The sequence below is a fragment of the Stenotrophomonas pavanii genome (assembly GCF_900101175.1).
GTDB lineage: Bacteria > Pseudomonadota > Gammaproteobacteria > Xanthomonadales > Xanthomonadaceae > Stenotrophomonas > Stenotrophomonas pavanii.
The window spans coordinates 129508-155970 of the sequence record NZ_FNFQ01000007.1; the positions used below are offsets into that span (position 1 = coordinate 129508).

Annotated in this window: 22 protein-coding genes and 1 pseudogene; 11 read left to right on the plus strand and 12 right to left on the minus strand. The window is 67.9% G+C overall.

All coding sequences use genetic code 11. The annotated features are described in order from the left end of the window. Positions 1 to 17 precede the first annotated feature (17 nt). Together BLS66_RS13270 and BLS66_RS13275 are read right to left on the minus strand one after the other, a co-directional pair. On the minus strand, positions 18 to 707 hold the full coding sequence (locus BLS66_RS13270) for a glutathione S-transferase family protein (RefSeq protein ID WP_053463268.1): 690 nt from the start codon (positions 705 to 707) through the stop codon (positions 18 to 20). Between the two features lie 185 nt (positions 708 to 892). After that, positions 893 to 1102: a cold-shock protein gene (locus BLS66_RS13275; RefSeq protein ID WP_005416210.1), complete on the minus strand. Its 210-nt coding sequence runs from the start codon at positions 1100 to 1102 to the stop codon at positions 893 to 895. Positions 1103 to 1405: 303 nt separating this feature from the next. Between BLS66_RS13275 and BLS66_RS20935 the strand changes: the two genes are divergently transcribed. Continuing rightward, a complete protein-coding gene (locus BLS66_RS20935) occupies positions 1406 to 1894 on the plus strand; it encodes a YaiI/YqxD family protein (protein WP_074726057.1) in 489 nt (162 codons plus the stop codon). 7 nt (positions 1895 to 1901) lie between these two features. On the opposite strand, the pseudogene BLS66_RS13285 reads toward BLS66_RS20935, so the two are convergent. Next, a pseudogene (locus BLS66_RS13285) lies at positions 1902 to 2777 on the minus strand (pseudouridine synthase); the annotation flags it as partial. A 125-nt stretch (positions 2778 to 2902) separates the two neighbouring features. On the opposite strand from BLS66_RS13285, the gene BLS66_RS13290 reads away from it, so the two are divergent. The 3 genes from BLS66_RS13290 (at position 2903) to BLS66_RS13300 (ending at position 6793) form a co-directional block, all read left to right on the plus strand. Beyond that, positions 2903 to 3451 carry a YaeQ family protein gene (locus BLS66_RS13290; RefSeq protein ID WP_049464421.1) on the plus strand — a complete coding sequence of 183 codons (549 nt, stop codon included), beginning with the start codon at positions 2903 to 2905 and terminating at the stop codon, positions 3449 to 3451. Continuing rightward, positions 3448 to 4632, plus strand: coding sequence for a BaiN/RdsA family NAD(P)/FAD-dependent oxidoreductase (locus BLS66_RS13295; protein WP_049464420.1), 1185 nt, complete (start codon positions 3448 to 3450; stop codon positions 4630 to 4632). Before BLS66_RS13290 ends, BLS66_RS13295 begins: the two co-directional genes overlap by 4 nt. A 91-nt stretch (positions 4633 to 4723) precedes the next feature. Next, complete coding sequence (locus BLS66_RS13300; protein WP_053463571.1) at positions 4724 to 6793, plus strand: EAL domain-containing response regulator; 2070 nt, start codon at positions 4724 to 4726, stop codon at positions 6791 to 6793. A gap of 107 nt (positions 6794 to 6900) precedes the next feature. Here the strand turns inward: BLS66_RS13300 and fabV are convergent, their stop codons facing one another. The 6 genes from fabV to queA form a co-directional block, all read right to left on the minus strand. Further along, entirely contained in the window at positions 6901 to 8160 is a 1260-nt protein-coding gene (gene fabV / locus BLS66_RS13305; protein ID WP_074726058.1) for an enoyl-ACP reductase FabV, read from the minus strand. A 210-nt stretch (positions 8161 to 8370) separates the two neighbouring features. Continuing rightward, positions 8371 to 9351, minus strand: a complete 981-nt coding sequence (gene secF / locus BLS66_RS13310; protein ID WP_014646828.1) for a protein translocase subunit SecF — start codon at positions 9349 to 9351, stop codon at positions 8371 to 8373. 16 nt (positions 9352 to 9367) lie between these two features. After that, a complete protein-coding gene (gene secD / locus BLS66_RS13315; RefSeq protein WP_014646827.1) occupies positions 9368 to 11224 on the minus strand; it encodes a protein translocase subunit SecD in 1857 nt (618 codons plus the stop codon). A gap of 61 nt (positions 11225 to 11285) precedes the next feature. Beyond that, complete coding sequence (gene yajC, locus BLS66_RS13320; RefSeq protein WP_005416201.1) at positions 11286 to 11630, minus strand: preprotein translocase subunit YajC; 345 nt, start codon at positions 11628 to 11630, stop codon at positions 11286 to 11288. A gap of 133 nt (positions 11631 to 11763) precedes the next feature. After that, entirely contained in the window at positions 11764 to 12894 is a 1131-nt protein-coding gene (gene tgt, locus BLS66_RS13325; RefSeq protein WP_074726059.1) for a tRNA guanosine(34) transglycosylase Tgt, read from the minus strand. 172 nt (positions 12895 to 13066) lie between these two features. Beyond that, complete coding sequence (queA, locus tag BLS66_RS13330; RefSeq protein ID WP_053506538.1) at positions 13067 to 14134, minus strand: tRNA preQ1(34) S-adenosylmethionine ribosyltransferase-isomerase QueA; 1068 nt, start codon at positions 14132 to 14134, stop codon at positions 13067 to 13069. Positions 14135 to 14345: 211 nt separating this feature from the next. Here queA and BLS66_RS13335 point away from each other — a divergent pair, with 211 nt between their 5' ends. Both BLS66_RS13335 and BLS66_RS13340 read left to right on the plus strand, forming a co-directional pair. Then, positions 14346 to 15842, plus strand: a complete 1497-nt coding sequence (locus BLS66_RS13335) for an aminotransferase class III-fold pyridoxal phosphate-dependent enzyme (protein WP_074726060.1) — start codon at positions 14346 to 14348, stop codon at positions 15840 to 15842. Positions 15843 to 16095: 253 nt separating this feature from the next. Then, positions 16096 to 16689, plus strand: coding sequence for an LOG family protein (locus BLS66_RS13340; protein ID WP_049464410.1), 594 nt, complete (start codon positions 16096 to 16098; stop codon positions 16687 to 16689). 19 nt (positions 16690 to 16708) lie between these two features. Here BLS66_RS13340 and BLS66_RS13345 read toward each other — a convergent pair whose 3' ends face one another. After that, entirely contained in the window at positions 16709 to 19549 is a 2841-nt protein-coding gene (locus tag BLS66_RS13345; RefSeq protein ID WP_074726061.1) for a bifunctional diguanylate cyclase/phosphodiesterase, read from the minus strand. Between the two features lie 247 nt (positions 19550 to 19796). Here BLS66_RS13345 and BLS66_RS13350 point away from each other — a divergent pair, with 247 nt between their 5' ends. From BLS66_RS13350 to BLS66_RS13370, 5 genes are all read left to right on the plus strand, one after another. Then, a complete protein-coding gene (locus BLS66_RS13350) occupies positions 19797 to 20315 on the plus strand; it encodes an RNA polymerase sigma factor (protein ID WP_231353173.1) in 519 nt (172 codons plus the stop codon). Next, positions 20312 to 21337, plus strand: coding sequence for a hypothetical protein (locus BLS66_RS13355; RefSeq protein ID WP_074726062.1), 1026 nt, complete (start codon positions 20312 to 20314; stop codon positions 21335 to 21337). The genes BLS66_RS13350 and BLS66_RS13355 overlap by 4 nt, the downstream gene beginning before the upstream one ends. A gap of 40 nt (positions 21338 to 21377) precedes the next feature. After that, on the plus strand, positions 21378 to 21974 hold the full coding sequence (locus BLS66_RS13360; protein WP_057493792.1) for an IMPACT family protein: 597 nt from the start codon (positions 21378 to 21380) through the stop codon (positions 21972 to 21974). Further along, positions 21967 to 23739, plus strand: coding sequence for an ABC transporter transmembrane domain-containing protein (locus tag BLS66_RS13365; protein ID WP_057493793.1), 1773 nt, complete (start codon positions 21967 to 21969; stop codon positions 23737 to 23739). Before BLS66_RS13360 ends, BLS66_RS13365 begins: the two co-directional genes overlap by 8 nt. Positions 23740 to 23809: 70 nt before the next feature. Beyond that, positions 23810 to 24004, plus strand: coding sequence for a hypothetical protein (locus tag BLS66_RS13370; protein WP_049466425.1), 195 nt, complete (start codon positions 23810 to 23812; stop codon positions 24002 to 24004). Positions 24005 to 24246: 242 nt separating this feature from the next. Here BLS66_RS13370 and BLS66_RS13375 read toward each other — a convergent pair whose 3' ends face one another. Both BLS66_RS13375 and pdxY read right to left on the minus strand, forming a co-directional pair. Then, positions 24247 to 25371: a prephenate dehydrogenase gene (locus BLS66_RS13375; protein WP_074726063.1), complete on the minus strand. Its 1125-nt coding sequence runs from the start codon at positions 25369 to 25371 to the stop codon at positions 24247 to 24249. Further along, a complete protein-coding gene (pdxY, locus tag BLS66_RS13380) occupies positions 25368 to 26276 on the minus strand; it encodes a pyridoxal kinase (RefSeq protein ID WP_074726064.1) in 909 nt (302 codons plus the stop codon). Before pdxY ends, BLS66_RS13375 begins: the two co-directional genes overlap by 4 nt. Positions 26277 to 26463: the final 187 nt, after the last annotated feature.

The window sequence follows — 26463 nt, forward strand, 5'->3', positions numbered from 1 at the left end:
GGCGACGGCCGCCCGCCTCAATTCCCGCTGAGCGCCTGCAGGTGGCCGCCGTGGGCCTCGGCCCGCTGGTAGGCCGGGCGCTCACCGATGCGCTTGAGGAAGCCGCGCAGCCCCGGCTTGTCGTCGAGGCCACCGCCTCGCGCGGCAGCGGCCTGGATCGGGAAGCTCATCTGGATGTCGGCCGCACTGAAGCGCTCGCCCGCGAACCAGGGGCTTTCGGCGAGGCGGCGCTCCATCCAGTCCAGGTGCAGGCGCCGCTGCGGACCCATGAAGCCGCGCTCGGCCTTGTCGGCGATGCTGCGCGCGATCGGGCGGGCGAAGAACGGCATCGGCGCGTTGCGGATGCGCCCCATCACCAGGGTCAGCAACAGCGGTGGCATTGCCGAGCCTTCGGCGTAGTGCAGCCAGTAGCGATAGGCCAAGCGCTCGGCCCCGTCGGCCGGCATCGGCGATGGCGACAGCTGGCGCTGGGTGTCGTAACGGTCCGCAAGGTAGTCCAGGATCGCGCCAGACTCGGCCAGCACCAGGTCGCCATCCTGCAGGACCGGCGACTTGCCGAGCGGATGCACCCTGCGCAGCTCCGGCGGTGCCAGCAGTGTCTTCGGATCGCGTGGATAGCGGCGCAGCTCGTAGTCCAGCCCCAGCTCCTCCAGCATCCACAGCACGCGCAGTGAGCGGGAGTTTTCAAGATGGTGGACGATGCGCATGGGGATGATCCTTGGGAAGGGCCACATCGTACCGCGCGCAGTGCATGCCCTTTGTAGAGTCGAGCCATGCTCGACTGGCGTTGAGAACACTCAGGCGCGGCTCGACGCCGCAAGGACAGCGGGCAATAAAAAACGCCGGAAGCTTTCGCTTCCGGCGTTCTGGCTACCCAACGGTAGCAGACGGATTAGACCGCCTGCACCTGGTCAGCCTGCATGCCCTTCTGACCCTGGACGGCGATGAAGGTAACCTTCTGGCCTTCCTGCAGGGTCTTGAAGCCGGTGCCCTGGATCGCGCGGAAGTGCACGAACAGGTCCGGGCCGCTTTCCGGGGTGATGAAGCCGAAGCCCTTGGCGTCGTTGAACCACTTGACGGTACCGGTCTGACGTTCAGACATTTTTACTAACTCCTGAAACACATGTTGAAAAAAATCGCAGCCACCGGGTATCGGGGCCGAGACTGAGTTGCAGGCGTTGGTAAAGCGGATCGATGAGCGGATCGTGAGATCAACTGCACCAGGCCACGATTCACGGTGACCCTAGCAAACACAGTGGGTCGCACGATACGCGTGTTTTCTGCAAAAAGCGATAGCCCCGGCGTTCATCGGAACACCTCGCCCGCTAGGCGTGGCAAGGGCTGGCAGCCTTTCGCGGCTAACCCCGAGTCCCCATTCAGGTTTTTCCTACCCTACACTGGGTAAATGACTGAAGCTGAAATGCCCGCTGAACACGCGTCTTCCCGCATCTGGGTGGACGCAGACGCCTGCCCCACCGTCATTCGCGACATCCTGTTCCGGGCCGCCGAACGGGTCGGGATCGAACTGACCCTGGTCGCCAACCAGTGGATCCGCACCCCGCCGTCGCGCTGGCTGCGCTCGATCCAGGTATCGCAGGGGCTGGATGTGGCCGACAGCGCCATCGTCGAGCGGGTCGGCGCCGGTGACCTGGTGGTCACCCAGGACATCCCGCTGGCCGCACTGGTGCTGGAAAAGAAGGCCGTGGCGCTCAACCCGCGCGGCCAGCTCTACACGCCGAACAACATGGCCGAGCGGCTCTCGATGCGCAATTTCATGGAGGAACTGCGCGGCGCCGGGGTACAGACCGGCGGACCGCCGCCGCTGGGGCCGCGTGACCGGCAGCTGTTCGCCGCCGAACTGGACCGCTGGCTGGCGCGTCGCCCCGGTCGCTGAGCGCCTGGCCGCCCTCGGGCGGCAAGCGCAGGCGGCGCCCGCTGCTGAAGACCCGCCGCGCCCCGTCCAACGGGTCATCGAAGGCCAGGCCCTGCGCCAGCAGTTGCAGCGGCGCCTCGGCCGCGTCCGCAGCGCGTTGACGAAGCTGCGGGTACAGGTCGTCGCCCACGATCGGGGCGCCCAGCATCGCCATGTGCACGCGCAACTGATGCTTGCGGCCGGTTTCCGGCAGCAGGCGGTACCGCCAGATCGGGCCGTCGGCCTCGATCAGCTCGATTCGGCTGCGCGCGTTGGGTTCGCCGGGCCCTTCGGCCATGCGGAAGAAGGGCTCGCCCGGTACCAGCCGGCTGTCGCGCTGCAACGGAAACGCGACCCCTGGCAGCGCCGGCGCCAGGGCCTCATAGGCCTTTTCGATGCGTCGCTCGCGGAACAGCCGCTGGTAGGCATCGCGCGACGCCCGCTGGGTCGAGAACAGCACCAGCCCGGCCGTCAGCCGATCCAGCCGATGCAGCGGCACCAGATCGGTGTTGCCGGTGCGGGCCACCAGTCGCGCCAGCAGGGTCTCGCGCACATGCGCGCCGGCCGGCGTCACCGGCAGGAAGTGCGGCTTGTCGGCCACCAGCAGGTGCGCGTCCAGATGCACGATGGTCTCGGCGAAGGGAATCGACGGCTCGTCGGCCACCTCGCGGAAGTACTGGATCTCAAGGCCTACCTTCCACGGCGTATCCGGCGCAAGCACCCTGCCCTGCGCGTCCAGCACGCGGCCGCGCGCGAAGCGATCCTGCCATTGCGCGCGCGCGATGCGCGGGAAACGCGCGCACAGGCCCTCCAGCAGGGTGGCCCAGGGGCCAGGCGGCAGCTGCAACCGGCTGGGCAAGCACATGGCATCCACTCCGGCCACGGGGAAAGAGCACCAGAGTGCCACCGTTGACGGCCTGCAGACAGCCCAGCCACGGACACCCCTGCGGCAAACCTCTATCATTGTCGTCTTTAGTCCACGGATCACCCATGGCTCTTACCGCCACCATCCGCAAGGCCGAACTGCAGATCAGCGACATGGATCGCGGCTATTACGCGACCCACAACCTGACCCTGGCCCAGCATCCGTCCGAAACCGACGAGCGCCTGATGGTGCGCCTGCTCGCCTTCGCGCTGAACGCCGGCGACCGCCTGGAATTCGGTCGCGGCCTGAGCACCGACGATGAGCCGGATCTGTGGGAACACGACTACACCGGCGACATCCTGCAGTGGATCGACCTGGGCCATCCGGACGAATCGCGCATCCGCAAGGCCAGCAACCGCAGCCGCCAGGTGCAGGTGGTCAACTACGGCGGCAATGCTTCGGAGATCTGGTGGAACAAGCAGGGCAAGGGCCTGGCACGTTTCGACAATCTCTCGGTGGTCGATCTGGACGGTGACTTCGTCGAGCGCTGGGGCCAGCAGATCCAGCGCGCCATGCGCTGGAGCGTGCTGATCCAGGACGGCGAGGTGCAGCTGCTGAACGATCAGAACCAGTTCGACGTGATCCCCAACTGGCGCAAGCGCGCCCAGGCATGAGTACGATCCGTTGCGACGTGGTGGTCATCGGTGCCGGCGCCGCCGGGCTGATGACCGCGATCACCGCCGGCCAGCGCGGCCGCCAGGTGCAGGTGATCGACCATGCCAACAAGGTCGGCAAGAAGATCCTGATGTCCGGCGGTGGTCGCTGCAACTTCACCAACACCGGCACCACGCCGGCCAATTTCCTGTCGGCCAACCCGCACTTCTGCAAGTCGGCGCTGGCACGCTACACGCCCTGGCACTTCATCGAGCTGGTGCACAAGCACGGCATTGCCTATCACGAAAAGGAACTGGGGCAGCTGTTCTGCGATGTCTCGTCCAAGCAGATCGTGAAGATGCTGGTCGACGAATGCCAGGCGGCCGGCGTACAGATCCGGACCGACTGCAGCGTGCAGCGCATCGAGCACGGCAGCGATGGTTTCCGCGTGCACACCACGCAGGGCCTGTTCCACTGCGCCTCGCTGGTGGTTGCCACCGGCGGCCTGTCGATTCCCAGCATGGGCGCTACCGGCTTTGGCTATGAGGTGGCCCGCCAGTTCGGCCACCAGGTGCTGCCGACCCGCGCCGGGCTGGTCCCGCTGACGCTGAGCGGCAAGCACCAGGAGCGGCTGGCCGACCTCAGCGGCGTCGCACTGCCGGTCGAGGCGCGCTGCAACGGAAAGAGTTTCCAGAACTTCATGCTGCTGACCCACCGCGGCGTGAGCGGCCCGGCCATCCTGCAGATTTCGTCGTTCTGGCAGCCCGGCGATGCGCTGGAGCTGGACCTGTTGCCGGGCCAGGATGCGGGCGAGTGGCTGCGCCAGATGAAGCGCGAGCGGCCCGCCGCCGAGCTGCGCACCGTGCTGGGCGACGTGATGCCCAAGCGGCTGGCGCAGCGCCTGTGCGAGCACTGGCTGCCGGACCGCCCGGTGCGTCAGCTGGACGAGCCGGTGCTGCGCCAGGCTGCGCAGCTGCTGGGCGCGTTCCCGCTGGTGGCCAGCGGCACCGAAGGCTACCGCACTGCCGAAGTCACCCTGGGCGGCGTGGACACGGCCGAAGTGTCATCCTCGACCCTGGAGTCCAAGCGCGTGCCCGGCCTGCACTTCGTCGGCGAGGTGCTGGACGTGACCGGCTGGCTGGGCGGCTACAACTTCCAGTGGGCCTGGGCCAGCGGCCACGCTGCCGGCAGCGTGGTGTGAACCACATCGCCGTTCGATGCGTGCCGGGGGCGCGCGCATGGACGGTTCGCCGCGCATGGTGTATCTAGATTTGCAGATTGGGGAGCAGTGCATGCAGAACGCGAACGACATCACCATCCGCCTGCTGATTGTCGATGACAGCGGCGAAAACGCCGAAGCCATCGTCAGCACCCTGCGCAACAGCGGCATCGCGGTACGCCCGTGGCGCCCGCAGGATGCGGCAGAGCTGGCCCAGGTGCTGGCCAGCCAGGCCATCGACCTGGTGCTGGCCTCGCCGTCCCAGGGCATCCCGCTGCAGCTGGCCGCCCAGCACATCGCCGCCAGCGGCAAGGACATTCCACTGGTGCTGCTGGCCGAGCGCATCGACGAGGACGAGCTGGTGCAGGCCAGCAGCCACGGCATCCGCGCCCTGGCCCTGCGCCAGCGCCCCGAGCACCTGCTCGCCGTGGTCCGCGACCAATGGGTCGATCTGCAGGCGCGTCGCGGCCTGCGCCGGATCGAGGCGCAGATGCGCGAGACCGAGCGCCGCTGCGACGCACTGATCGCCTCCTCGCGCGACCCGATCGCCTACGTGCATGAAGGCATGCACATCCGTGCCAACGACGCTTACCTGGAGATGTTCGGTTACGAGCACTTCGACGACATCGAGGGCATCTCGCTGCTGGACATGGTCGCGGCCCAGCACGTGGAGGGCTTCAAGCAGCTGCTGAAGGGCCTCAGCCGTGGCGAGGCGCCGCCGCCGCAGTACCAGCTCGACGCGCGCCACCAGGATGGCAGTGCGTTCCCGGCGACGATGGAATTTGCCGCGGCCACCTACGAGGGCGAGTCCTGCCTGCAGGTGGTGCTCCGCCGCCGCATGGAGTTCGACCCCGAGCTGGCGCGCGAGGTCGAGGACCTGCGCCAGCGCGACCAGGTCACCGGCCTGCTCAATCGCCCGACCTTCATGCTGCAGCTGGAAAGCGCAGTGGCCCAGGCCGGGCGCAGCGAAGGCCAGTTCGGCCTGCTGCTGATCGAGCCGGACCACTACGCACGCCTGCTGCCGGACATCGGCCTGGCCTCGGCCGACACTCTGATCGGCGCCCTTGCCGGGCTGCTGGCCGACGTGGTCGGCGAGGACGCGCAGCTGGCCCGCTTCGGTGAACACAATTTTGCCGTGCTGCAGGCCGGGCCCTACGCGCAGACCGTGGCGCTGGCCGAGCGCATCCGCGAGGCCTACGCCGCGCATGTCTTCAGCATCGGCGCACGTTCGGCCACGGTAACGGTCAGCATCGGTGGCGTGCAGGTCGGCGAGAAGATCGCCAGCATCGGCCAGGTGCTGGCGCGCGCCAGCGAATGCACGCAGGCCGCCGCCGAGCTGGGCAATACCTGCCGCATCTTCGATCCGGCCGCTGCCGACCGGGTCGAGGAAGAGCGCGTGCTGCGCTGGGTCGCCCGCATCCGCGAGGCACTGGCCGGCGACGGCTTCCAGCTGCACTACCAGCCGGTGCTGAATCTGCAGGGCGAGCCGCTGGAGCTGTACGAGGCCTACCTGCGCCTGGAAAACAACGGCGAGCTGCTGAGCCCGACCGCGTTCCTGGGCATCGCCGAGGAACACGGGCTGCTGGCCGACATCAACCGCTGGGTGGTCTCGCAGGCGATCGCAGTGCTGGGTGAGCGCGCACGCGCGGGTCATGCGACCCAGGTGCTGGTGAAGGTCACGCCGGAATCGTTCGATGACCCGCAGATGATCGCCACCCTGCGCCGCGAGCTGCAGGCGCAGGGCGTGCCGGGCGAACGGCTGTGGCTGCATGCGCCGGAAGCCAAAGTATTCACCCACCTGCGCAGTGCGCAGCAGTTCCTCGCTGAAGTGGCGCCACTGGGCTGCCGCATCGGCCTGGAGCAGTTCGGTTCGGGCCTGGACTCGTTCCAGCTGCTGGCCCACTTCCAGCCGCAGTTCCTCAAGCTGGACCGCGGCTTCACCAGCGATCTGGCCGCCACCCGCGAGAACATCGACCGCGTCAGCCAGATCACCGCGCGCGCACAGGAAGCGGGCATCCGCACCATTGCCGAGTTCGTCAGCGATGCCAACTCGATGACCCTGTTGTTCAGTGCCGGCGTGGATTACGTGCAGGGCGACTTCGTCGGCCCGGCACTGCCGGAGATGGGCTTCGAGTTCGGGTGACCGAGGTAGCGCCGGCCGCTGGCCGGCAGCCTTTGGTACCCAGGGTTGCCGGCCAGCGGCCGGCACTACCCAAAGAAAAGGCCGGCGTTCGCCGGCCTTTTCGCTGATCAGGTCATGTCGACCAGGTTGTCGATCTTCACGTCCGGATCGACGTCGGCCTCGTAGTCGACGCCGTCCACGCCAAAGCCGAACAGGCGCAGGAAGTCGGCCTTGTAGCCGGCCAGGTCGCTGATCTCGTACAGGTTCTCGTTGGTCACCTGCGGCCACAGCGCAACCACCTTGCCCTGCACGTCCGCGGCCATTTCCTTGTAATCGGCGCGCAGGCGGCCCTCGTCATCGACCAGCGCAACGGTGTGGCCGTCGCCATCGACCAGGTCGTGGCGCAGGCGTTCGACCGCCGTGCCATCGGCCTTGCCGCCGTAAAGGATGTCGTACAGCACGTCGAGCTGCTCGATGCAGCCTTCGTGGGTGCCCTTCTCCTTCATCACCTTGAACAGCAGCGACAGGTACAGCGGCATCGTCGGAATCGCCGAGCTGGCCTGGGTCACCACGGCCTTCAGGACCGACACGCGCGCATCGCCACCGATTTTCGCCAGCTTCTCGCGCAGGCCCAGCACCTTCGTATCCAGGTCCTTCTTGGCGGCGCCGATCGAGCCGTTCCAGTAGATCGCCTGGGTGATCTCTTCGCCCACGTAGGTGAAGGCCGTGGTGGTGCAGCCATTGGCCAGCACGCCCGCATCGGCGAGTGCGTCGATCCACATCTGCCAGTCCTCGCCGCCCATCACTGCGACGGTGCCGGCGATTTCTTCCGGAGTCGCCGGCTGCAGGGTGGTTTCGGTGATCACTTCCTTGTCGGTATCCAGGCCACGCAGGGTGATCGGTTCGCCGATCGGCTTCAGCGTGGAACTGATGATCTCGCCGGTCTTGGGGTGCTTGCGGCGAGGTGCGGCCAGGCTGTAAACGACCTGGTCGACCTGGCCCAGGTCGGCCTTGATCATCTCGATGGCCTTGGCCTTGACCTCATCGGAGAAGGCGTCGCCGTTGATGCTCTTGGCGTACAGGCCGGCTTCGTCAGCGTACTTGTGGAACGCGGCCGAGTTGTACCAGCCCGCAGTGCCCGGCTTGGTTTCGGTGCCCGGACGTTCGAAGAAGATACCCAGCGTGGCGGCGCCGCTGCCGAACGCGGCAGTGATCCGTGCGGCCAGGCCATAGCCGGTGGAGGCACCGATCACCAGCACCCGCTTCGGGCCGTTCTGGATCGGCGGACGCGCGCGGATGTAGTCGATCTGCTGCTTGACCGCGGCCTCGCAGCCGGTCGGGTGGGTGGTGACGCAGATGAAGCCGCGGACGCGCGGTTTGATGACCATGGATACCTCGGGTTGGCAGATGCGGCGCACGGGGCGCTCAGCAGGAATACGGGCGCGCCTGCGCGCGCGAACCGCAGGATCGTAGTGCGCGGGGGACGATTGCACAACCGACGCTGGCGTAGGGTGGGGTTTGCTTTGCAGCGCTGCAAGCCCCGCACACAAAAAACCCCGCGTGCGCGGGGTTCTCTGTGTGCCGCATGCAGCAGATGCTTACGGGCGACGGGCCAGGGCCTCGACGTCCTTCGCCTTCGGCAGCAGGTCCTGCTTGCTGACGCGCAGGAAGCCGATCGTCAGCATCGGCACCGCGACCAGGATCGAGGACAGCACCACGATCACCGCGCCGATCATGTGCGTCTCGGCCAGGCCTTCCATCGACGCACCGCCGTACAGGTACAGGGCAAGCGCCGACAGGAAGAACATCACCGCGGTGATCACCGTACGCGACAGCGTCTGGTTGATCGAACGGTTCAGCACCTCCATCGAGTCCACGCGCAGGCTGCGGAAGTTCTCGCGGACGCGGTCGAACACCACGATGATGTCGTTGATCGCAAAGCCCATCACCGACAGCAGGCCGGCCAGCACGGTCAGGTCGAACTCACGGCCCAGCAGGGACACGTAGGCGACCGTCACGATCAGGTCGAACATCGCCACGATGCTGGCGGTGACCGCGAACTTCCATTCGAAGCGCACCGCGATGTAGATCAGGAAGCCGGCCAGCATGAAGATGGTGGCGTACAGGCCGTTCTTCGCCAGGTCCTTGCCGATCTGCGGGCCGACGAATGCGGTACTCATCACCGTGGCCTGGTTGTCGGCGCTGGACAGCACCTTCACCACGGCCGCGGCGGTGGCCTTGTCCTCGGCAGCGGCATCACCGGTGCCCGGCGCATGTTCGCCATGCGGCGCCAGGCGGATCAGCAGGTCGGTGTTGCCACCGACGCTCTGCACCTGGGCACCGTCGAAGCCGTTCTGCTCCAGCTTGGCGCGGACCTGCTCGACGTCCACGGCCTTCTCGAAACGCGTTTCGATCAGGGTGCCGCCGGTGAAGTCCAGTGCGTAGTTGAAGCCCTTGATGCCGATGATGGCGACCGAGGCCAGGAACACCACGATGGTGACTGCCATGGCGACATGGCGCCAGCGCATGAAGTCGATCTTGGTGTCGTTCGGGAGGATGTGCAGCGGAAACAGTTTCATTGTGCGTGTCGTCCCGTCAGATGGCCACGTTCTGGAGCTTCTTGCGACGGCCGTAGATCAGCGTCGCCAGCGCACGCGACACGGTGATCGCAGTGAACATGGAGGCGAAAATACCGATGATCATGGTCAGCGCGAAGCCCTTCAGCGGACCGGTACCGAATGCGAACAGCGCCACACCGACGATCAGGCCGGTCAGGTTGGCGTCGAGGATGGTGCCCGAGGCACGCTCGTAACCGGTCACGATCGCGGTCTTGCCCGGCACGCCGGCGCGCAGTTCTTCACGGATACGCTCGTTGATCAGCACGTTGGCGTCCACCGACAGGCCCACCGACAACGCCAGGCCGGCGAAGCCCGGCAGGGTCATGGTCGCGCCGAACAGCGACATCACCGCCACCACGATCAGCAGGTTGAACAGCATCGCCGCCGAGGTGATCACACCGAACATGCGGTAGTAGATGCTGAAGAACACCAGGGTGAACAGGAACGCGAACACCACCGCGCGCATGCCGTTCTTGACGTTCTCGGCGCCCAGGCTCGGGCCGACCACGCGCTCTTCGACGAAGTCCATCGGCGCGGCCAGCGAGCCGGACTTCAGCAGCTTGGCCAGGTCCTCGGCTTCCTTCTTCTGCAGGCCGGTGGTCTGGAAGTTCTTGCCGAACACGCCGTTGATGTTGGCCACCGAGATCACCTCCTCGTTGACCTTGAAGCCACGCACTTCCTGGCCGTCGACGACGGTCACGGTCGGCACGCGTTCGGTATAGACCACCGCCATCGGCTTGTTCACGTTGGCGCTGGTGAAGTCGAACATGCGCTGGCCACCGACATTGTTCAGCGTCACGCTGACGGCCGGGGAGCCACTGTTCGAATCGGTCACCGCCTGCGCGCCGACCATCTGGTCACCGGTGACGATCACGCGCTTGTTCAGCAGGATCGGGCCGCGGCCGTCACGCTGCTGGTAGACCTTCGCTTCCGGCGGGATGCGGCCGGAATTGATGGCGTCCTGCGCATTGCCCTCGACCACCGCGCGGTACTCCAGGGTGGCGGTGGCGCCGATCATGCGCTTGGCTTCGGCGGTGTCCTGCACGCCCGGCAGCTGCACGACCACACGGTCGGCACCCTGGCGCTGGATGATCGGCTCGGCCACGCCGAGCTGGTTCACGCGGTTGCGCAGGGTGTTGATGTTCTGCTCGATGGCGCCGTTGGCGATCTGCGTGATCTCGGTCTCCGGCACGGTGACCGTGATGCGGTTGCCGCTGACGTCATAGCCGAGCGTCGGCTGTGCCTTGACCAGGGCGGCACGGGCACGCTGCGCGGCGTCGTCACCGGCGGACGGGCTCAGGTTGGCCACGATGCTGTTGTCCGCACGGCGCTCCACCGACTGGTAGGCGATGCGGGCGTCACGCAGGGTGCTGCGCACGTCTTCGGTGTAGGCATCCAGGCGCTTGTCGAGGGCGGCCTTCTGGTCGACCTGCAGCACGAAGTGCACGCCACCCTGAAGGTCCAGGCCGAGCACCATCGGGCGACCGCCCAGCCGGGCCAGCCAGTCCGGCACGGTCGAGGCCAGGTTCAGGGCCACCGTGTACTTCTCGCCGACGGTGTCGCGCAGGGCATCGCTGGCCGCGGACTGCGACTTCAGGTCCGGCAGGCGGACGATCAGGCTTTCCCCTTCCTTTTCGGCACCGATGGCAGTGACCCCGGCCTTCTTCAGGTCGGCCAGCACACGGTCGCGCAGCGCATCGTCGATCTGCCCGCCACGGTTGGCGGTGATCTGGATGGCCGGGTCCTTCTGGTAGATGTTGGGCAGCGCGTACAGCGCACTGAGCGCCAGTACGATCAGGATGACGACGTACTTCCAGCGTGGAAATTCGAGCATTGCTTGGGTCCCGCGCGGCGCCATCCCCGGCGCCGCGGTTGTGCTTCGGAAAGGGAGTGGCTTACTTGGCCGAATCCAGGGTGCCGGTCGGCAGCACGCTGCCGACAGCGCCCTTCTGCACGCGGATGCGCACGTTGTCGGCCACTTCGACGGTGATGAAGTGGTCGCCGATGTCGGTGACCTTGCCGGCGATGCCGCCGTTGGTCAGCACTTCGTCGCCGCGCTTGATCTTTTCCAGCATCGCCTTGTGCTCCTTCTGCCGCTTCATCTGCGGGCGGATCATCAGGAAGTACATGATGGCGATCAGGATGATCGGGAACAGCAGCGTGGTCAGGCCCATGCCCTGCGGTTGGCCGCCGGCGGCCTGGGCGTGGGCGGCGGGAATCAGGAAAGCAAGCAGGTTCATCGTTGGTCCTTTGGTTGGGCGGCGCCCCGGCACCATCAGGTGCCACGGTCGCGACCGCGGATCTGGGTCAGCCTTGAAGTATGCCACGGCCCCGGGCGTTCGTCCTTGGGCCGTTTGGCAGGGGGCGTCCGGGTTACAGCGGCGGGGCCACTGCCCCGCGTGCCGCGTAGAAGGACTCGCGGAAGGCCAGGAAGGTTCCCGCCTCGATCGCGGCCCGGATGTCGGCCATGAGCTTTTCGTAATAGAACAGGTTGTGCAGGGTGCCCAGCATCGGCGCCAGCATCTCGTTGCAACGGTCCAGGTGGCGCAGGTAGGACCGGGTGTAGCCGCCGGTGCAGGCCACGCAGCCGCAGCCCGGCTCGATCGGGTCCATGTCGCGCGCGTACTGCGAGTTGCGGATGCGGACGGTGCCGAACGAGGTGAAATAGTGGCCGTTGCGGGCGTTGCGGGTCGGCATCACGCAGTCGAACATGTCCACGCCGCGGGCCACGCCTTCCACCAGGTCCTCCGGCCGGCCCACGCCCATCAGGTAGCGCGGGCGGTCGCCCGGCAGCTCCGGGTCCAGGTGGTCGAGCATGGCGTTGCGCTCGTGCTCCGGCTCGCCCACGGCCAGGCCGCCGATGGCGTAGCCGTCGAAGCCGATCGCCTGCAGGGCATCGGCCGAGCGGCTGCGCAGGTCGGTGTGCACGCCGCCCTGGACGATGCCGAACAGGGCTGCGTCGTTGCCCAGCTCGTCATGCGCGTTGCGGCTGCGCTGGGCCCAGCGCAGGCTCAGCTCCATCGAGCGGCGGGCGACGTCCTCGGTGGCCGGGTACGGGGTGCACTCGTCGAAGATCATCACGATGTCCGAATCGAGCACCTTCTGGATCTTCATGCTCTCTTCCGGCCCCAGGAACACGCGGGCGCCGTCGGTCGGCGAGGCGAAGGTCACGCCCTGCTCGGTGATCTTGCGGCAGTGGGCCAGCGAGAACACCTGGAAGCCGCCGGAATCGGTCAGGATCGGGCCATCCCAGCGGCAGAAGCCGTGCAGCCCGCCGTGGTCGGCGATGATGTCCAGGCCCGGGCGCAGGTACAGGTGGAAGGTGTTGCCGAGGATGATCTCGGCGCCCAGCGCGCGCACCTGGTCCGGCAGGATGCCCTTGACCGAGCCATAGGTCCCCACCGGCATGAACGCCGGCGTTTCCACCGTGCCACGCGGGAAGGTCAGGCGGCCACGGCGGGCACGGCCGTCGCGGGTCTTGAGCTGGAACTGCAGTCGGGACATGGAGCGGTCGTTCAGGCAAATAGTCGCCCATTGTCTCCCAAAACCGGGGCGGCCGCCCATTCAGGCCTGAACGGACCGGCTGTGGAGCCACGCCGTGCGTGGCTCTCCTCCCGGGTTCCGGCAGGTACGCACCCACCGTGCGCACCCACCACAGGCAGATGCCGCAGGCACCCTACCCCGCCTGCGGGAACAGCAGCATCGCGTCGCCGTAGCTGAAGAAGCGGTAGCGCTGCTCGATCGCGTGCCGGTAAGCCTCGAACACGCGCTCCTTGCCGGCGAACGCGGAAATCATCATCAGCAGCGTGCTTTCCGGCAGGTGGAAGTTGGTCACCATCGCGTCGACGCTGCGGATGCGGTAACCCGGGGTGATGAAGATCTGCGTTTCACCCGCGAACGGCAGCAGCTCGCCATCGCGCATCGCGCTTTCCAGCGCGCGCACCACGGTGGTGCCGACGCCGATCACGCGGCCGCCGGCGGCGCGCGTGCGCCGCACCTGCTGGACCAGTTCGGCGCCGACGTTCAGCCACTCGCGGTGCATCACGTGGTCTTTCAGGTCATCAGCGCGCACCGGCTGGAAGGTGCCCGCGCCGACGTGCAGGGTGACGTGGCCGAACTCCACGCCCTTGTCCTTCAGTGCGGCCAACAGCGGTTCATCGAAGTGCAGGCCGGCGGTCGGTGCCGCCACAGCGCCGACTTCGCGCGCGAACACGGTCTGGTAGCGCTCGCGGTCGTCCACGCCCGGCTCGCGCTGGATGTACGGCGGCAGCGGCAGCCGGCCGGCGTGCAGCAGCCACTGCTCCAGGGATTCGGGCACATGGAACTGCAGCACATAGAACTCGCCGTCGCGGCCCAGTACTTCGGCTTCGCCACCGGCATCGAGCGCGATGCGGCTGCCGGCCTTGGGCGACTTGCTGGCACCGACCTGTGCACGCGCCTGCTGGCCGCCGAGCAGGCGTTCGATCAGGATTTCCACGCGGCCACCGCTGGCCTTCTGCCCGAACAGGCGCGCCGGGATCACCCGGGTGTCGTTGAACACCAGCAGGTCGCCCGGCTGCAGCAGCGACGGCAGGTCACGCACCTGCAGATCGGTGAAGGCCGCAGGGGCCGGCGGCACCAGCAGCAGGCGGCTGGCGGAACGTTCGGCCAGGGGAGCCTGCGCGATCAGCTCGGCCGGCAGGTCGTAGTGGAAATCGGACTTCTTCAAGGCAGTGGGCGGCAACAGGTCGACAATGGCGCGCATTGTACGTGCAGCGTCCGCGAGCCGGCGTGCTTCACGGCGAACGTCGCGCAAAATGCTGCTATGCAGCAGGTTTCTGCGGGGTTATCGCGCAAAAAAACAAGTGCTAGCATCGAGTTGGAAGTCCGCTGCACGAGCCTGCCCCCAAGCGCGCGTGATGACGCGCGTTTTGCTTTTGAAGACCCGTGCGACCCATCGTTTCAGGAGATCTGCAATGAGCTTCATCGAACGCCTCGCCCCCCTGCGCGACCAGCCCGGCACCCGCCTTACCACCGGCCTGGACGACGCGACCCTGACTGCCTTGTCCGCCCGCCACCCGCAGCTGGTCGCCGCAGTGGACGCCGCCGCCGAGGAATTCGCACGCGTGCAGGCCGACCTGGGGCCGCTGCTGGCACAGGACGAACAGGCGCAGGTCGATGCGATGCAGGACGGCTTCGTCAACTTCTATGCCGACGATGCGGTGACCCCGTACGTGGCGCTGGCCGCGCGCGGCCCGTGGGTGGTCACCCTGAAGGGTGCCGTGCTTTACGACGCCGGCGGCTACGGCATGCTCGGCTTCGGGCATACCCCGGACGCCGTGCTGGAGGCGATGGCGCGCCCGCAGGTGATGGCCAACATCATGACCCCCAGCCTGTCGCAGCAGCGTTTCATCACCGCGCTGCGCTCCGAGATCGGCCACCGCCGAGGCGGCTGCCCGTTCGCCCGCTTCATGTGCCTGAACTCCGGTTCCGAAGCAGTTGGCCTGGCCGCGCGCATCGCCGACGTCAATGCCAAGCTGCAGACCGACCCGGGCGCCCGGCATGCCGGCGCGACGATCAAGCGCGTGGTGGTCAAGGGCAGCTTCCATGGCCGCACCGACCGCCCGGCGCTGTACTCCGATTCCAGCCGCAAGAGCTACATGCAGCACCTGGCCAGCTACCGCGGCGAGGACTCGGTGATCACCGTGGCGCCGTACGATGAGGCCGGCCTGCGCAAGGTGTTCGAGGACGCTGCACGCAACCAGTGGTTCATCGAGGCGGTGTTCCTGGAGCCGGTGATGGGCGAAGGCGACCCGGGCCGTTCGGTGCCGCCGGCGTTCTATGCCGTGGCCCGCGAACTGACCCGTGCGCATGGCAGCCTGCTGCTGCTGGACTCGATCCAGGCCGGCCTGCGTGCGCATGGCGTGCTCTCGGTGGTCGATTACCCAGGCTTCGAAGGCCTGGACCCGCCGGACATGGAGACCTACTCCAAGGCGCTCAACGCCGCGCAGTACCCGCTGTCGGTACTGGCGGTGACCGAACATGCCGCGCAGCTCTACCGCAAGGGCATCTATGGCAACACCATGACCAGCAACCCGCGTGCGCTGGACGTGGCCTGCGCCACCCTGGCGCAGCTGACCCCGCAGGTGCGCGCCAACATCGCCGAACGTGGCGCCGAGGCCGTGCGCAAGCTGGAGCAGCTGAAGGCCGAACTGGGCGGGCTGATCACCAAGGTGCAGGGCACCGGCCTGCTGTTCTCCTGCGAGCTGGCGCCGCAGTTCAAGTGCTACGGCGCCAACTCCACCGAGGAATGGCTGCGCCAGCACGGCATCAACGTGATCCACGGTGGCGAGAATTCGCTGCGCTTCACCCCGCACTTCGGCATGGACAGCGAGGAGCTGGACCTGCTGGTGGGCATGGTCGGCCGCGCCCTGCGTGAAGGCCCGCGCCGCGAGCAGGCCGCTGCCGCGTAAGCGCCCACTTGCGTGGAGCCGAAGGCAGCGGCAGGAGCCGCTGCCAACGTCGCTGGCGACGGCCCGAAGGGTGCCGGTCAGGACGACCGGCATAGCCATGCTCGACTCAGCCTTTGCCGCGATCTGAACGAAGCGCAGCCGAGCATGGCTCGGCTCTACAGAAGGGCCCATAATCCAAGGACACCCCGTCCCTGGCCGCTCTGCGGTCGGCGACGGGGCGTTTTCGTTTCCGCACCAAGAGACAAGAACCCCCATGAAGTCGATCTGCGTCTACTGTGGTTCCAACGCTGGCAGCAAGCCGGCCTACACCGAACGCGCCATTGCCCTGGGCGATCGCATTGCCCGCGACGGCATGCGCCTGGTGTATGGCGGGGGCAACGTCGGCCTGATGGGCACCGTGGCCAATGCCGTGCTCGCCGCCGGCGGCGAGGTGACCGGCGTCATTCCGCGCCAGCTGGCCGATTGGGAAGTGGCCCATCGCGGCCTGACCGAACTGGAGATTGTCGGTTCGATGCATGAGCGCAAGTCGCGCATGTTCGATCTTGCCGACGGTTTCGTCGCCCTGCCCGGCGGCTTCGGCACCATGGAAGAAATCTTCGAGATGCTGACCTGGCGGCAGCTGGGCATCGGCAACAAGCCATGCGCATTCCTCGATGTGGAGGGCTTCTACGCCCCGCTGATCGGCATGATCGATCGCATGGTGGAAGAGCGCTTCCTGCATCCGGACCAGCGCCAGGACCTGTGGTACGGCTCGGACATCGAGGACATGCTGGCGTGGATGCAGAACTACCAGCCGGCCCAGGCCTCGAAGTGGATCGACGAGAAGCGTCGCTCCGCCCTGCGTTGAAGCAACGCCGCGCGGCGGCTCAGGCCACCGCGCGCGCCTTCGGTGCCGGGCGGCCCAACAGGTAGCCCTGGCCATAGTCGCAGCCGAGCTCGCGCAGCGTCTGCCGCTGCGCCTCGGTTTCGATGCCTTCGCCGATGGTTTCAATGCCCAGCGTGCGTGCCAGCGACAGCACGCCTTCGACCAGCGCACGCGTGCTCTGCACTTCCGGCCCATGCAGGCCGGCAATGAAACTCTGGTCGATCTTCAGCGTGCTGATCGGGAAACGGTGCAGGTAGGACAGCGCCGAGAAGCCGGTGCCGAAGTCGTCCAACTGCACCTGGATGCCGCGCTCGCGAAGGCCCTGCAGGATGCGCAGCGTGTGCGGACCATCGTCCAGCAGCGCCACCTCGGTGATCTCCAAGCGCAGGCGACGCGGATCGGCACCACATGCGTCGAGCAGGCCGAACAGGCGGCCGCTGAACTCGGCCGAGCGGAAGTGGCGGGGTGATACGTTCACCGAGACATAGCTCTGCCCGCCTTCGGCCAGGCCGGCGATGACCTGCTCATAGATGAGCCAGTCAACCTGTTCGATCAGGCCGCTTTCCTCGCCCAGCTCAAGGAATGCGCCCGGCAGCAGCAGGCCGCGGCGCTCATGCTGCCAGCGCAGCAGTGCCTCATGGCCCACCACTTCGCCATCGGACAGGCGCACGATCGGCTGATAGAACGGCACGAAATCGCGGTTGTTGATCGCACGGCGCAGGTCGGCTTCCAGGTCGAGGCTGCGCATGGCCTGCTCACGCATGTCCTCGTCGAAGATCGCGCAGCGGTCATGGCCCTGCGCCTTGGCCCGGTACATCGCCGCATCGGCGTCGCGCAGCAGTTCCTCGCCGGTGCGGTAACGCGGATTCCACAGCGCGATGCCCAGGCTGCCGGACGGGAACAGCTCGCGCCCGGCGATCCATATCGATTCCTGCAATGCCAGCAACAAGCGCTGGCCGAAATCCAGCGCCTGCGCCAACCCTTGCGGACAGTGCAGCAGCACCGCGAACTCGTCGCCCCCCAGCCGCGCGACCACGTCCTCCGGGCCGGCCATCGATACGATGCGCTTGGCCACTTCCACCAGCATGCGGTCGCCGGCAGCGTGGCCAATGCTGTCGTTGACCAGCTTGAAGCGGTCCAGGTCGAGGAACAGCACGGCGAACACCGGCCCTCCCTCACGCTTGGCCAGCGCCAGCGCATCCTGCAGGCGATCAAGCAGGTGCAGGCGGTTGGGCAGGCCGGTCAGCGCATCGTGCATGGCCTGATGGGTCAGGCGCTGCTCGGCCCGCAGGCGCTCGCCGATCTGCCCGAGCAGCTTTTCGTTGACCTCGGCCAGCTCGCGGGTACGTTCCTCCACGCGCTTTTCCAGCTCGGCATGCGCCGATCGCAGCCGCTGCTGGTCGCGCTGGCGCGCCAGGCCGGTTCCGATGTTCTGCGCGACGAAGGTCAGCAGGCGCTGGTCGTGCACGCTGAAGACGCTGTTCTCGCTGTAGCTCTGCACAACGATCGCGCCGACCACCTCGTCATCGCGCAGCAGCGGCACGCCCAGCCAGCAGTGCGAACGTGCACCGGACTCGCGCACCTCGCCGCTGGCCAGCAGCGCATCGATCTGCGCGCGCGAAGCCAGCAGGGGCCGCCGGTTGCGCACGACGTACTCGGTCAGGCCGCGGCTGAAGGACCGCGGTGCACGGCTGGCGTTGTGCTCATCCACCGAATAGACGAAGTCCAGGCCGTTGCCGGCTTCGTTCACCAGCGCGATGTAGAAGTTGCGCGCATCCAGCAGGCGCCCGACCACACCGTGTACCTGCCCGTAGAACTGGGCCAGGCTGTCGGCCGACATCGCCATCTCGGCGATGTTGTACAGCGCAGTCTGCAGCTGCTCGGCGCGACGGCGCTCGGCCACTTCCTCCTGCAGGCTGTGGTTGGCGCGCTGCAGCTCCAGCGTGCGCCGCTCCACCTGCTGTTCCAGCCGGACCTGCGCCTGGCGCCGATCCATCGCGGTCTGCACGTGCTGGGCAACAAAGCCCAGCAGTGCCCGCTCGGCCTCGCCATAGCGGGCCGCAAGCTCATAGCTCTGCACGACGATGGCGCCGCATACCCGGCCATCGCGCAGCATCGGCACGCCCAGCCAGTCCAGGCTCTCCGGGCCGCGCTGCGGATCGTGCTCCTGCTCGACCACGCGCGCCAGCAGCTCGCGCGAGGGGCCGCTGAGCGGCTTGCCGTGACGCAGCAGGGCCACGGTCAGGCTGCGCGGCATTTCGTCGGCAGCATGGCTCTGCGCAGGATCGGCGACGAAGTCGTCGACCTGGTCGGCGAAGTACAGGAAGCGGATCTGGTCGCGGACATCGTCGTATTCGACGATGTAGCAGTTTTCCGCGTACATCAGCGTGCCAAGCACGCCGTGCACGTGGCGCAGCATCTCCGACATTTCCAGGTCGGCGCCGGCCAGATCGGCAATCTGGAACAGCGCCTGCTGCAACCGTTCGGCCTCTTCCAGCGCCTTGATCTGCCCGGCCTGGCGGCCACGCTGCAGGGCCAGTTCAATGGCCTGCCGGGCCAGCCCCCACCAGGCCGCCGATGGCACGGCACCTTCCACCGACAACTGCAGGCGGGCGCCGTCATAGTCCCAGCCATGGCAGCCGTCACCGACGCCGGGCGAAGCGAACGCGCCGGCCGCCACGACCGCCGGCCAGCCCCCCTGGCCGCGCCCCAGCTGCGGGTCGTCCCAGCCAACGCGGACCACGGCCGAATCCGGCAGCAGCGCATGCAATGCGCGCACCAGCGCCGTGCTCAGCACGGCCTCGTGTGGTGGCTCTTCCGCCGGTTCAACGTGCGTGGACAAATGACAATCTCTTGGCGCCGTCTGTGCGTCGCCTCCCCTGAGCCGCCGAGCATAGCGCGCCACCCGGGGGGCAATGGAAGCCCGTAAACCCCGAATCGTGCGCCCGTACGTTTTTCATGCTGTCCGCAGCCGCTTCCACGCCATGAACCTCGCCCTGCCCGCCCCCGTCACCGGCTATGCGCCACCGCCCGCAGGCCTTACCCTGTACGCCGTGGAAGCCAGCGCACTGCCAACCGATGAAGCCTTGATGCTGGCCTGGGCCGGTGGTGACCTGCGCGCGTTCGAAAGCCTGTACGCCCGCCATCGCAAGCGCCTGTTCGGCTTCCTGCTGCGGCAGCTACGCGACACCGCGCTGGCCGAGGAGATCTTCCAGGACGTCTGGCAGCGGGTGATCAGCGCGCGCGCCGGCTGGCAGCCTGAAGCCGCATTCAGCACCTGGCTGTTCCGCATCGCCCACAACCGGCTGAACGACCATTGGCGCGCGGCGCGCCATCGCCCTGCCGCACCGGCCGACGCCGACCTGCGCCTGGCCGCGATCGAGGATGGACAGACGCCGGAAGCAGAGCTTTCCGAATTCGAACAACGTCGCCGCATCCAGCGGGCGATGGAGCAATTGCCGCCCGAGCAGCGCGAAGTGCTGCAGCTGCGGCTGGATCAGGAACTGAGCCTGGAGGAGATCGGCCAGATCACCGGCGTAGGCCGGGAAACCGTGAAATCGCGGCTGCGCTATGCGATGGACAAGCTGCGTGCGGGATTGAACGCATGAACCGAGACGAACCGCTGACGCCGGAAGAACGCGAGCTGGCGCGCCTGCTCGGCCGCCGCGCCGAACAGGGCCCACCGGCCGCGCTGGACGCGGCGATCCTGGCCGCCGCACGCGCTGCCGTGGACGCGCCGCCCGCCGATGCTGTTGCCTCGCCGGAGGCGCCACGCGCGCCGCGCCCGCGTCCGCGCTGGCCAGCCGTATTCGGCATCGCCGCCTCGATGGTCTTTGCCATCGGCATCGCCTGGCAGCTGCGCCCGGAGCCCCCGCCGGTTCCTGCGGCTGAAGCCGGGATCGCAGCACCCCGTGTGGCAGCCGATGACGCGGCCGCGACGCAGCGCGCGGACAGCCGTGCCGCCGATCAATCCACCGCTGCCGCTGTGGAACCCGCACCGGCGCAGGCAGCCCCGATGGCCGCGCCGACTGCTGCACCGGCACCCGCAACGCCGGCCGTCACGCACGCGCCAGAACCTGCACCGGCCCAGGCCGCCGACGCTCCAGCACCGCCCGCGCAACCAGCAGCGCGAGCCAAGGCGGCGGACGTCGCTGCCGATACCTCGTTTGCCGCGCTGCCTCACGCACCGGCTCCCGCGCCTGCGCCGGCAGCGGCACCGCCCGCACCTGCCGCACCGGCGGCTTACCTGGTGCCTGCGCCGGTGTTGGCCCCAGCGCCGGAGGGCGCGCTGAAAGCTCTCAGCGCCGAAGCGGCTGCGGCCAGCGCTGCCGATGCCGAACGGGCCCAGTCACTGGATCGGGTCGAGGTTACCTCGATGAAGCGGCCGGCCCCGAGCCGCTCCGCACCGGGCATCATGCGCCGCGGCAGCGACGCCGGACTCACTGCCGATGCCGTGCAGGCCGAAGTGGACGCCGATGCCAGGCTGCCCCGGCGGCAGTGGCTGCAGAAGATCCGCGCGCGCCGCGACGACGGCCAGCGCGACCTGGCCCGCGCCAGCCTGGAGCGCTATGTGCAGCAGTATCCGGAGGCCCGCCTGCCGCGCGACCTGCGTCCACTGCTGGACGACTGAAACGGGCGGGCACCTGCGGCAACCCCGTAGAATGGCGGGAATGCTCGATACCCTTGCCCAGCCGGTCAGCCACACGCTGGAAGTCAAACACAGCCGTTTCATTGCACACGCCGCGCCGATCGACGGTGCTGCGGCGGCACTGGCGTTCCTGCAGCAGGTGGCGGTCGCCGATGCGACCCACAACTGCTGGGCCTACCGCCACGGCCAGGACTACCGCTCCAGTGATGATGGTGAGCCCGCCGGTACGGCCGGGCGTCCGATCCTGGCCGCGATTGACGGCCAGGGCTTTGACCGGGTGATGGTGGTGGTGACGCGCTGGTTCGGCGGTATCAAGCTCGGCGCCGGCGGACTGGTGCGCGCCTACGGCGGCGCCGCTGCGGAGTGCCTGCGCATCGCGCCGCGCCTGCCGCTGGTGGCGATGGCCCGGCTGCAGCTGCTGGCCGGGTTCGAGGAGCTGGGGACCCTGCATGCCACCCTGCCCGCCTTCGGCGCCGAAAAGCGCGATGAACGGTTCGATGCCAATGGCGTGTGCCTGCGGATTGAATTGCCGGCAGATCAGGTCGACGCATTGAAAATCCGACTGCGCGACGCCACCCGTGACCGTATCCGCATACAGGACGACCACCAGGATGACTGACAAGGACGACGCCGCCGCCTCGCCCCCGCCGCTGCGCCGCCTTGGCAGCCTGCGGACGCTGTGGCCGTTCGTGCGCCGCCACAGTGGACTGTTCACTGCCTGGCTGCTGGCCCTGGCGGTGTCGTCGGCGGCCACGCTGAGCCTGCCCCCCGCCGTGAAGCAGATGATCGACCATGGCTTCAGCAGCGGGGGCCAGATCAACCGTGCCTTCGCCCTGCTGATGCTGGTGGCGGTCGTGCTGGCACTGGCAACGGCCGCGCGGTTCTACTTCGTATCGCTGCTGGGCGAAAAGGTCGTCGCCGACCTGCGCAGCCGCCTGTACGCACACCTGATCCAGCTCGGCGCAGGCTTCCATGACCGCAGCCGCAGCGGCGAGCTGGTCTCGCGCCTGACCGCCGACAGCGAGCTGCTGCGCAGCGTGGTCGGCTCGACCATGTCGGTGGCCCTGCGCAGCAGCGTGACCGTGGTCGGCAGCCTGGCGATGCTGTTCGTCACCAGCCCGCGGCTGGCCGCGTGGTCACTTCTCGGCATCCCGCTGGCGGTGCTGCCGATCATCATCGGCGCGCGCAAGCTGCGCGCGGTTGCGCGCAGCAGCCAGGACCGCATCGCCGATGCCAACAGCCTGGCCAGCGAGACGCTGGGCGCGGTCCGCACGGTGCAGGCGCACGCACGCGAGCCCTACGAGCGCGGCCGCTTCGACAAGGCGCTGGGCGATGCCATCGGTGCCGCGCGCCGCCGCATCGGTGCGCAGTCGCTGGTCACCGCCAGCGCCATCCTGCTGGTGTTTGGCGCCATCGTCGGCGTGCTGTGGCTGGGCGCGCACGATGTCATCGACGGGCGCCTCAGCGCCGGTACGCTGGGCCAGTTCGTGCTGTACGCGCTGATCGGCGGCGGCTCGGTCGGCGCCCTGGCTGAAGTGTGGAACGAGCTGCAGCGTGCGGCCGGTGGCATGGGCCGCATCGGCGAACTGCTGCAGGAAGACATCGAGATCCGTGCGCCGGCGCAGCCGCTTGCGCTGCCGCAACCGCTCCGGGGTGAAATCCGCTTCGACGAGGTGGTGTTCCACTATCCGCAGCGCCCGGACCAGGCCGCGCTGGACCACTTCAACCTGCATGTCCGCCCGGGTGAGACCGTGGCCCTGGTCGGCCCGTCGGGCGCCGGCAAGAGCACGGTGCTGTCGATGCTGCTGCGCTTCCACGACCCGGCCAGCGGCCGCATCTGCGTGGATGGCATCGACGTGCGCCAGGTCGACCCGGCCGAACTGCGCGCGCAGCTGGCGCTGGTGCCGCAGCAGCCGACGCTGTTCGCGGCCAGCGCACGCGACAACATCCGATACGGCCGCCTGCAGGCCAGCGACGCCGAGGTCGAGGCGGCCGCACGTGCGGCCGAGGCCGATGGTTTCCTGCGCGCATTGCCGCAGGGCTACGACAGTGAACTGGGTGAGCGCGGTGCCCGCCTGTCCGGCGGCCAGCAGCAACGCGTGGCAATTGCCCGCGCGCTGCTGAAGGATGCGCCGATCCTGTTGCTGGACGAGGCCACCAGTGCACTGGATGCGCAGAGCGAGCATGGCGTGCAACAGGCACTGGAGCGCCTGATGGCTGGCCGCACCACGCTGGTCATCGCCCATCGCCTGGCCACCGTGTTGAAGGCCGACCGCATCGTGGTGATGGACCAGGGCCGCATCGTGGCCGAAGGCACCCATTCGCAGCTGCTGGCCCAAGGCGGACTGTACGCTGAACTGGCACGCCTGCAGTTCATCGATTGATGACGGCCGGCTAACATCGGCCGGACCAAGCTGGCCTCGCATCAGCAGCATCCGCTGAAGGAGGTCCACGATGTCGTTCCGTCAGTTCCCTGCCGTCGACAGCAATGGCGAAAGCCACATCATCATCGAGTTCAAGCCCGAGGCGAATGGCAGCGGGCACCATTCCGAAGCCACGCCGCGCTATGAACTGGATGATGGCCGTCATCTGGTGCGAAATGGCCGCGAGTTCACCACCAGCGGTGGTGAGCTGAGGCTGACGATCTAGCACTGCCACCCCGCCTGGTGGGTGCCCACCTTGGTGGGCACTGGCTCTATCGCCCCTCTCTGGCTAGGTGTCGCCCCTGGTCGACACGCTTTTTGCCAAGGGCAGTCGAGCATGACTCGACCCTGCAAAAAGCGTGATCAATTTTTGACCAACCATCTTGACAGCCTTGCCCGCCAAGGGCCGCACGCGGTTATCCACATGTTTGCTCAGCATCCATCCACACCGCCTGTGGATGAATGTGGTCAGCCCAACACGCGCCCGATGCCGCTGGCGTCCACCTCGGCGGCCGCGCGGGTGATCGCCCCCGGATCGCTGCCGGCCACGAACCCGAGGCGGAAGTGCACCTCGCCACCGGGCGTGCGCGAGGAATGGATCGACGCCAGGCTGACGCCATGCTGCTCGAACACGTTCAGCAGCGCACGCAGCGAGCCGGGCCGGTCTTCCGGCAGGTGCACCGACAGCGCGTTGCGCTCGGTCAGGTCAGCCAGCAGATACCCCACGCGTTCGAAGGTGTAGTTGCCGTCAGCCAGCGCCTGCTCGCCGAAGGCACTGCGATTGGCCGACAGCAGCTGCTCGCGGAATCCAGCCCGCGCGCTGTCATCGCCCTGCGCAACCTGCGCCCGCAGCGCCTGCAGCTGGCCGACCAGCCGTTCCAGCATCGGCGCCACGTAGGGATTGCCGAACTGGATGTCTTCGTAGATCGCCGGATTGAGCGACAGGATGCGCGCGATGATCGCGGTATCCAGTTCGAACGACGCCGACCGGTACGGCATCATCGCGGCCAGGTCGCCCAGCTGCGGCTGGTACTGCCGCAGCACGCCGGCCTGGGCCAGATGGGTGGCATGCACCATCGCCTGCACCAGCGCCATCATCTGGTCGTGGTGCTGCGGCGTGGCCCGCACGCACTCGGCCTGCAGCGCCGCGCACAGCGTGTCGACCCAGGGCTGCCAATGCTGAAGCCGGGCTTCGCAGACCACCATCACCCGGCCCTTCAGCGTCGGTGCTTTCGGCGGCGCGGTCATCGGATGCAGGCCGACCACTTCGGCCTGCGAGTCCAGCATCGCCTGTACCGGTGCTTCCTTCACCGAGGTCACGTCCAGCCACAGCCTGCCCTGCTCGCGGCCGGCCGACTGCCGCACGTACTCGGCGATCAATGCCGGCGTGTGCCGGATCGGTGCCGAGAACACCAGCACATCGGCCTGCGCCAGCAGGTGTTCCGGCGTGTGCGAGCCCGGGTCCGCGGGATCATGGCCGATCACCTGCAGCTGCATGTGCTGCTGGAAGAAGCGGGTCAGCCAGCGCCCGTAGGCGCCAGCGCTGCCGATGATGCCGACCGTGCGCGGCGTGCGGGGATCCAGGCCGCTCATGCCACGCGTTCGGCGCGGAAGCGCGTTCCTTCGGCCAGCGCCGCCGGCGCGGCGGCGACCACGTCGAATTCCTCGAAGCCGTTGTCCAGGGTCGCCTCCAGCGCCGCGTGGGTGCCGGCGATCGCCCGCGAGATCGCCAGCTGCATCGATTCGCCGCGCAGCAGGAAGGACACCACCAGCGACATCAGCACATCCCCCGTACCGGCCACGTCCACCGGCAGCAGTGGCGAGGTCCAGCGCCAGGTCTCCTCGCGGCCAACGGCCAGGGTCACCAGTTCACCCGGGTTGCCGCCCACGCTGTGCGCGATCACCCAGTGCGGGCCACGATCCAGCAGCGTGCGCGCGGCGGCGATGGCATCGGTCTCGGCCAGCGCCGGCATGCCGGTCAGGCGATTCAGTTCGAAGGCGTTCGGGGTCACCAGCCAGGCATGCGGCAGCAGGCGTTCGGCGAAGACCGCTTCCAGGCCCGGTTCCACATAGGGCCCGGTGTGGGTGTCGCCGATCACCGGATCCAGGCAGTAGCGCAGCTGCGGGCAGGCCGGCAGGATCCGGTCCAGCCAGTCGGCGAATGTCGCGCCGTTGGCGGTACTGCCGAAATAGCCGGACACCAGCATCTTGGCGCGCTGCGGCAGGCCACGCTCGTGGGTACCGAGGAGCAGGTCGGCGAACCAGTCGACGGGCAGCACGCGGCCCCGCGTAGTGTCGTAGAACGGGGCATTGCTCAGCAGCACGGTCGGGATTTCCGCCACACGCACGCCGAGTGCGCGCATCGGCGGTACAGCCGCGCTGTTGCCGGCATGGCCGTAGACAAGTTGCGACTGGACCGAGATGACATCGATCGGCGACGGCCCATCCGGCCGCTGGCGGCGGCCGTGGACCAGATGGTTATCAAGGGATTCGCTCATGGCCGCATTCTACGCCCAAGGGGGTTTTCGGCAGGGCTTGCAGCCCTGCACCTGCCGAAGGCGAAGCCGAAGCAAGATCAGGAGCCGCATTCCGTGGGATGGCGGGGCGGTGTGGGTGGTCAGGACACGCCGTAAACCCATCCATGGGGGCTCGATGGCGCCATCCATGGCACCAACGGTCCTGCCC